The 7,253-nt window shown below is 42.7% G+C and carries 7 protein-coding genes; all 7 read right to left on the bottom strand.

The features are described 5' to 3' along the window. Positions 1-253: 253 nt before the first annotated feature. Positions 254-934 (bottom strand): hypothetical protein, encoded by a 681-nt coding sequence (locus CVV21_12015; GenBank protein PKL90659.1) that lies wholly within the window; start codon positions 932-934, stop codon positions 254-256. 27 nt (positions 935-961) lie between these two features. Then, positions 962-1,996, bottom strand: a complete 1,035-nt coding sequence (locus CVV21_12010) for a hypothetical protein (GenBank protein PKL90658.1) — start codon at positions 1,994-1,996, stop codon at positions 962-964. Continuing rightward, positions 1,993-3,231, bottom strand: a complete 1,239-nt coding sequence (miaB, locus tag CVV21_12005; protein ID PKL90657.1) for a tRNA (N6-isopentenyl adenosine(37)-C2)-methylthiotransferase MiaB — start codon at positions 3,229-3,231, stop codon at positions 1,993-1,995. Before miaB ends, CVV21_12010 begins: the two co-directional genes overlap by 4 nt. 182 nt (positions 3,232-3,413) lie before the next feature. Further along, positions 3,414-4,805, bottom strand: a complete 1,392-nt coding sequence (locus tag CVV21_12000; protein PKL90656.1) for a 23S rRNA (uracil(1939)-C(5))-methyltransferase RlmD — start codon at positions 4,803-4,805, stop codon at positions 3,414-3,416. 2 nt (positions 4,806-4,807) lie between these two features. Beyond that, positions 4,808-5,122: a hypothetical protein gene (locus CVV21_11995; GenBank protein ID PKL90655.1), complete on the bottom strand. Its 315-nt coding sequence runs from the start codon at positions 5,120-5,122 to the stop codon at positions 4,808-4,810. Beyond that, on the bottom strand, positions 5,122-5,460 hold the full coding sequence (locus CVV21_11990) for a hypothetical protein (GenBank protein ID PKL90654.1): 339 nt from the start codon (positions 5,458-5,460) through the stop codon (positions 5,122-5,124). The genes CVV21_11995 and CVV21_11990 overlap by 1 nt, the downstream gene beginning before the upstream one ends. 328 nt (positions 5,461-5,788) lie before the next feature. Further along, the gene (locus CVV21_11985) at positions 5,789-7,246 is read right to left on the bottom strand and encodes an Asp-tRNA(Asn)/Glu-tRNA(Gln) amidotransferase GatCAB subunit B (protein PKL90660.1); all 1,458 of its coding nucleotides are present in this window, start codon (positions 7,244-7,246) and stop codon (positions 5,789-5,791) included. Positions 7,247-7,253 lie beyond the last annotated feature (7 nt).

The following is a 7,253-nucleotide window of genomic DNA, read 5'->3' as shown; positions in this document are numbered from 1 at the left end:
TTAACATACCGGTAATTTCAAGTTTGTTTGGATGCAAGAATACCAATTTGCGGCGCGTACTGAAAAAATATACCCAAGCCCGGTAGAACCGCGGCTGGGCAGCTAGGCGGATGGGAAGTAAGAGCAAATCCAAATCTACTGCCGCACATAATACCGAGCAATTTTATTATAGGCTCGGTATTAAAAGGCGCGCCTACCAATACCAAACCCTTTTGCCCAGCTGCTTAGCTGCTTAGCTGCCGAGCTGCCGGGTTTATTTTGTATTCTTATAATAATCCGTTTCACCGAATTTCTGTTCCGATAACACTTTGCCTTCTTTTGTGTATTTCTTGATGCTGGTCAGCACGCCTTCGTCGTACATGTGCTCTTCTTTTAACCGTTTGTCGTGATAATACTTTACAACCCCGTCTATTGTCTCGCCGTACTTTTTTATCATGCCGTCAGATCCGTGCACCCAGCGGGCGATTTCGCGGCCAAGTTTGTAAAACACTTCAGTCTCGCCGGTTCTTATGGACACAATTTCAGAATACACTTTTTCTGATATAAGCCTGCCGTTTTCCGCAAACGTCTTTAACCTTATTATATTATCCCCCGCAAACTTGCCTTCTTTCCACACATTGCCCGAAGGGTAATAAAGCTTATACAGCCCGGTCTTTTGGCCGTTGAAATAATTTTTTTCCATCATTATTTCGCCTGTCTCGTAGTATTCCACAACCCTGCCGTCAGGGATATCCCCGTACAATTCATATCGCACAAGTGTACCTTCTTTATTAATAACTTCAATGGCATACACTTCTATTCCGGCAGTTTTTGATTTTATCGGGGTGTCATCAATATAAAAACTTAATTTATAAGTTGTGTTTCCCTCTTTGTCAGTTCCCAGGATTGATGTCTTTTGCACCATTTCAAGATTTGTTTTTTTCTGTTCAGCCATCACTGTCCCTCCCTTTTTACCTTTTATTTAAAAATCTTTCCTTGCAAGGTAATTCTTTAAACCCTTTCCAAGCGCAAAGCTTTCAGCTTCCGCTTTGGTCCTGAATTTTCCGGTTTTTAGCTTAAAGAAATTTCCGTCTTTAACAATTTCTGCTTTAACCCCTTTTTTTGCCAGGCTTTCTTTTTCACGCTCCGCGTTTTTTTCAAGCGAAAAAGCCCCCACCTGTACCGTGAAATATTCAATAACCGCTGTTGGTTGAACTTCAGCCGGAGTTGTGCCGGTGACAGTATTAACCGCTGTCACGGCTCCCGTCTTTACGGATTCTTCGGGCAGGTCAGCAGAAGGAAACCTTTTTAACATAGCGGATTCTGCGTCTTTTGCTTTTTCCACGTTTCCGGATTTTCTGTAAGATTCCGCAAGTTTCCGGTAAACATCAGGCAGGTAAATATATTTTTCAGTGTCCTCTGTTTTGTCTATTACGTTCTGATATGAAAATACCGCCTCGCCGAATTTTGCCTGTTTAAACAGGATGTTGGCGTACGCCAGCTCTATCCTGTTCTTATACATATAATACCCTTTGCCGCCGTTATAATCCGCGTAAAGTTTTTTTGCCTCTTCCTGGCGCCCCTGCCCGTCAAGGGAAAGAATCATATAATAGTAAGCCGGCTCTATCCAGACTGTATTGGGAAACCTTCCCATAACCGCGCCAAGATACTCTTCGGCTTTTTTATCCTCTGCCATGGCGTAATACATTCTGCCAAGCGAATAAACGGCTTCTGCTTCATATTCCGTCTTAGGGTATTCTTTTATGATTCTTTCATAAATGTCTTTCTTTTTATCCACATTTTCTTCCGCTTCCGCTATTTTCATTAGCGCGGACGGTTTATACCTGCTGGAAGGAAATTCTTTAAGGAAACTGTCAAACGCCGCGGAGGCATTTTTATATTCTTTGGAATTATAAAGGGTCATCGCTTTTAAAAAGACGTCATCTTCAGACGGTTTCGCGAACGTGCACGAAGATACCGCAAGCGCTATTACTGCCGTTAAAACAAATTTTTTCATTTTACCGTTTCTCCTGAAAATGACATTCCCTTTAATCCCGTAAGCTTCACCTTAAATACTTTGCCTATAAGGTTTCTGTCTCCCGGGCAGAATACCTTTTTTCCGCTTTCAAGGGTGGCCTCTATTTCGCCTTCATACCTGTCTGCCGTGGTAATCCCCAGCGCCGTCATTTCTTTGCCTATTTCAGCGCTATTTATATTTTCGCTTATATATTTCTGTAATTCAAGCACATAATTAATTCTGCGGGCTTTTTCTTCTTTACTTACGTCATCATTCATTTTATAAGAGGCGGTACCTGCCCTGGGCGAATATTTGAACATATATGCCGAATCAAACCGTGCTTTTTCAAGCAGTGTTACAGTATCCTGAAAATCCGCCTCTGTTTCCCCGGGAAAACCCACCATAACGTCCGTTGTTACGCACACGCCCGGAATTATTTCACGTATCATGCCAAGTTTTTCAAGGTACTCTGCCCTTGTATACTTTCTGTTCATCGCCTTTAAAATTTTATCGGAACCCGCCTGTACCGGAAGGTGAATATGGCTGCATACTTTGTCAACAGACGCCACGGTTTCCGCAAGCTCCCTGCTTATATCCTTTGGATGCGGGGTCATAAACCTTATCCTTTCAATGCCCTCTGTTTTTGCCGCTTCTTTAAGCAGACCGGAAAAATTAATGCCTGTTTCAGGGTCTTTATACGAATTCACGTTCTGCCCCAAAAGTATCGCTTCTGAAAAACCGTCAGAAGCCATCTTTTTAAGTTCCGCGATAATACTTTTAACGCTTCTGCTTCTTTCCCTTCCTCTTGCATATGGGACGATACAGTAAGAACAAAAGTTGTCACACCCCTGCATTATTGCAAGATAACCCGACACCCCGCCCGGCCTTTTAACATCTGTGCTGTAGCCTTCTTCGGCGGTGCCGGAAAGCACTTTGCCTTTTCTGGCGGTAATTATTTTTCCTATATTGGCAAAATTATATGTCCCTAATACCGCGTGCAGCGTGGGAAATTTTTTTATAAGTTCTTCTTTTTTTATCTCCGCAAGGCATCCGGTTATGATGACCTTTTTATCCGTAACAAACCGTCCCGCGTATGAATACGCTTTTTCTTCGGCAAGATTGCGCACGGTGCATGTGTTTATAATAATAGCGTCAGCTTCAGCCTCGCTTGCCACCATTTCATGGCCTGCAAGCTCCAGCACTCCTGCCATTCTTTCGGAGTCGTACTCATTCATCTGGCACCCGAAGGTGTGTATGTATACTTTCAAATCGAACTCCTTAAAAATCAGAATTCTATCCCATAAACTGTTATCCCATATCCCATAAATAAAAAATCCGAGGGACAGATGCACGGATGCACAGATGTTCGGCTGAAACCAACCGTCTAAGCATCCAACCTTCCAAGCATCTAACCATCTTAACGCTTTATTATCCTAAAATATCCCATCGTCTCCACATGGTACGTCTGCGGAAAAAGGTCAACCGGTATTGTCTCCACAAGTTCATAATGTTCCTTTAATTCTTTTACGTCCCTGGCAAATGTCATGGGATTGCAGGAGATATAGATAATTTCCGGTATATTGTTTTCAATCACGCTCTTTAACACATCCGCGTGAACTCCCTTTCTTGGCGGGTCAAGAATTATGACATCGGGCTGTTTTTCTTTAATGATGGCGGACGCCTCTGTTTCCGCGTCTCCCGCGACCGCAAACGCATTTGTTATATTATTATTGGCAAGTACCTTTTTAAAGAGTTCAATGCTGTGCGGATTAATTTCCACCACTGTTATTTCGGACGCTTTCTTGTATAGCGGCAGGGATAATGCGCCTGTGCCGCCGTACAGATCTAAAACCCTGGCTCCCTGTTTAACGTGGCTTTCAACAAAACTTAACATGTGCGAAAGCATGCCCGTATTTATCTGGAAGAATGTATCCGCTTCCAGCATGAACTCTATTCCGTTTATCTGTTCCTTAATAAAATTATCTCCCCAAATAATTTTTTCGCTGTCGCCAAAAACCCTGTTGCCTTTATTTTTATTCATATTTAAAACGATACCATGAATACCTTCCACTTTTTCACTAAGTTCTTTCGCGGCTTCATCTATATAATCCCTTGCTATGCTCTCTGTTACCACAAAAGCCACAAGCGATTCGCCTTTGGAATTTACCCTTATTGCCACGTGGCGCAGATAGCCGTCGTTTGTTTTTTCATCATAGACGGTGACTTTTTTCTTTTCCTTTTCAAGAATAGCGGAAATGATTGAGGCAATCTCGTTTATCTTTTTATTTACAATAAAACATTCGTTTACTTTTACCACATCGTGGGAATTTGCCCTGTAGAAACCCAGCACAGGAACGCCTTTATCAACCCCCGGCTTATACTGCGCGCGGTCACGGTAATACAGCGGTTCTGTATAACCAATCACTTCATTTAAATTTGGGTTATCCACACCGGAATGGGTTTTAAGCGCGTATTCAATAAATTTCTTTTTGTATTTCATCTGGCCGGCATAATCAATATGAAGCCACTGGCATCCGCCGCATACGGAAAAAAGCGGGCATACGGGTTTTACAAAGTGCGGTGATTCCACAAGTATTTTATTCATGTTAGCCATGGCATAATTCTTTTTCACTTCGGTTATGGAAGCGGTAATTTTAGAACCCGGCAGCCCCAGCGGGACAAATATCGTAAAATTCTCGTACTTTGCCACGCCGTTCCCGCCGTAAGCCAAATCTGTTATTTCCAGTTCCACTTTCTGCCCCGGTCTTACAGGGGGGGTTACATTATTCTTTTTTCTGTTTTCTTCCATTATTACCTGCCTTTTGCCTGTTTTAGGCCTATTACCAGCTCTTTATTAAAAACAGAAGCTATTTTTATAAGGGTGCTAAGTTTTGCGTCTTTAACTCCGTTTTCCAGACGTGATACCACCTGCTGTTTCATTCCAATTTTTTTGGCTATGTCCTTCTGTGACATATGAAGCCTTTCGCGTTCTTCATGCAGCGCAAAAGCAAATTCATGCAGAGTTTTTTCGGTGTTATATGAGCTTATATATTCCGGGTCTTTTTTCACCTTATCAAACATTGTTTTATATATTTTTGAATCCACTGATGCTTTTTTCTTTTTCATCACAATCCTCCTTTTATTTCTTTCATCCTGTTTTCAGCCGTTTCAATGTCGGATTTTCTGAGCTTGTCCGATTTTTTATCCGCAGCATGTACAAAGACAGCTTCCTTTCCTCTCCAGAAATATAACAGTCTGAATTCAAACCTTGCAAAACTTGGCCGTAATTCGTAAATTCCGGATGCGGTTAGTTTTTTTACAAAAGGTTCCCTTAAAGACGGACCTTTTTGTTCAAGCATTTCAAAATAATACTTAATTTTACCCGCGTGTTTTGGTTCTTTTTCAAGGACATAATCCACTACAGGGCACTTACCGTTCTTTTTATAAAACGATATTAAATACACACCGCTCACCCCCTCTATGTAAGGTAAGTATACAACTTGTAAGTTGTAATGTCAATAAACAAAAAAGCAGGCTTAAGCTAAATGCTTTACCTGCCGCGAAAAAATGTCAGCTCTGAAAAACGCTTTTTTATTTTGCCTTTTGCGACAGGCATTTGTGTTATTAAAATTATTTCAAAGTCTTTCTGTATTTGCACTGGTATGGACAGCGCTCCCGCGCTGTCCGGCCTTTGTTCTTTTCACTTCTAATTTCAACTACACGGACAGCGTGAATGCCGAGGCAATGCCCGCATTCAAGCAGCTGTCCCTACAAAAATAAAAAAATTAATATTTATCCCAGTTTCTTTTTTAAAATTTCGTTTACCATCTGCGGGTTGGCCTTGCCTTTTGTCTCTTTCATTATCTGCCCGACAAGAAAGCCCATGCCCTGCGGTTTTCCGCCCTTAATGTCTTCCACAGCTTTTGGGTTATCTGCAAGTATTTTATCCACGGCAGCTTCAATGGCGCCTGTGTCTGAAATCTGCACAAGCCCTTTTTCCGCCACTATTTTTTCCGGATCCCCGCCTTCTTTAAACATTACGTCAAAAACGGTCTTTGCTATCTTGCCGCTTATTGTGCCTTTCTGTATAAGGGCTATCATCTTTGTAAGGCTGTCAGTGGTGATATTAGTTTTTGATATGGACTCTATCCCCGCTTCATTCATTCTTCCCAGCAGTTCGGTCATCATCCAGTTGCTTACAAGTTTTGGTTCGCTGCATTTTGACGCGGCTTCTTCAAAAAAGTCCGCCGTTTCTATTGACTGTGTCAGCACTCCCGCGTCGTAAAGAGGCAGGCTGTATTTTTCCGTAAAGCGGTCCATTTTCTGCACCGGCAGTTCTGGTATTTCCTTTTTAACTTCATCCATAAATGACTGTTCCAGTACAAAAGGCGGAAGGTCGGGTTCCGGGAAGTACCTGTAATCGTGCGACCCTTCCTTGCTGCGCATGGAAAAAGTCTTCGCTTTTCCGCCGTCCCATAACCTTGTTTCCTGCGTTATTACTTCGCCCGCTTCTGTCATTTTCACCTGGCGTTCTATTTCATAATCTATCGCCTTGCGCACGTTATTAAAAGAGTTCATGTTTTTAATTTCAACTTTGGTGCCGAATTCCTTCCGGCCCCACGGCCTTATTGACACGTTGGCGTCGCAGCGCAGGCTTCCCTCTTCCATGTTACAGTCGGATACATCAATGTATTTTAAAATTGATTTTAAGGTGATTAAATAATTATACGCCTCTTCGGAAGAACGCATGTCGGGCTCGCTTACTATTTCTATAAGCGGAACGCCGCCCCTGTTATAATCCACAAGTGATTCTTCCGCATCGGCTATCTGTCCGGTTTTTGTCAGGTGCAGAAGCTTCCCCGCGTCTTCTTCCATATGTGCCCTGGTTATGCCTATTTCTTTTCGTTTGCCTTCTTTGTCCACAATGGTTATGCGCCCGTGTTCTGCAATAGGCATGTCAAACTGTGAAATCTGATATGCTTTAGGCAGGTCGGGATAATAATAATTTTTTCTGTCAAACTTTGTATACGCGGCTATCTTGCAGCCAAGCGCAAGCCCTGTCTTAACCGCGCGGCGCACCACTTCCCTGTTTACAACAGGAAGCGAACCCGGCAGCCCAAGGCATACAGGGCAGATGTTTGTATTCGGCTCTCCGCCAAACTTATTTTTGCAGCCGCAGAAGATCTTGGTGGCAGTGGAAAGTTCCACATGCACTTCAAGCCCTATTACGACTTCGTATTTTTCAGCCATGCTCATG

This window comes from Candidatus Goldiibacteriota bacterium HGW-Goldbacteria-1, assembly GCA_002839855.1.
Lineage (GTDB): Bacteria > Oederibacteriota > PGYV01 > PGYV01 > PGYV01 > PGYV01.
Note: the sequence above shows the minus strand (reverse complement) of the source record. Positions and strands in the feature narration are given on the sequence as shown.

Coding starts and splice junctions, on each gene's coding strand:
- CVV21_12015 (PKL90659.1), bottom strand. CDS start 934: ATGGCTGAACAGAAAAAAACAAATCTTGAAATGGTGCAAAAGACATCA.
- CVV21_11995 (PKL90655.1), bottom strand. CDS start 5,122: ATGAAAAAGAAAAAAGCATCAGTGGATTCAAAAATATATAAAACAATG.
- CVV21_12010 (PKL90658.1), bottom strand. CDS start 1,996: ATGAAAAAATTTGTTTTAACGGCAGTAATAGCGCTTGCGGTATCTTCG.
- CVV21_11985 (PKL90660.1), bottom strand. CDS start 7,246: ATGGCTGAAAAATACGAAGTCGTAATAGGGCTTGAAGTGCATGTGGAA.
- CVV21_12000 (PKL90656.1), bottom strand. CDS start 4,805: ATGGAAGAAAACAGAAAAAAGAATAATGTAACCCCCCCTGTAAGACCG.
- miaB (PKL90657.1), bottom strand. CDS start 3,231: ATGAATGAGTACGACTCCGAAAGAATGGCAGGAGTGCTGGAGCTTGCA.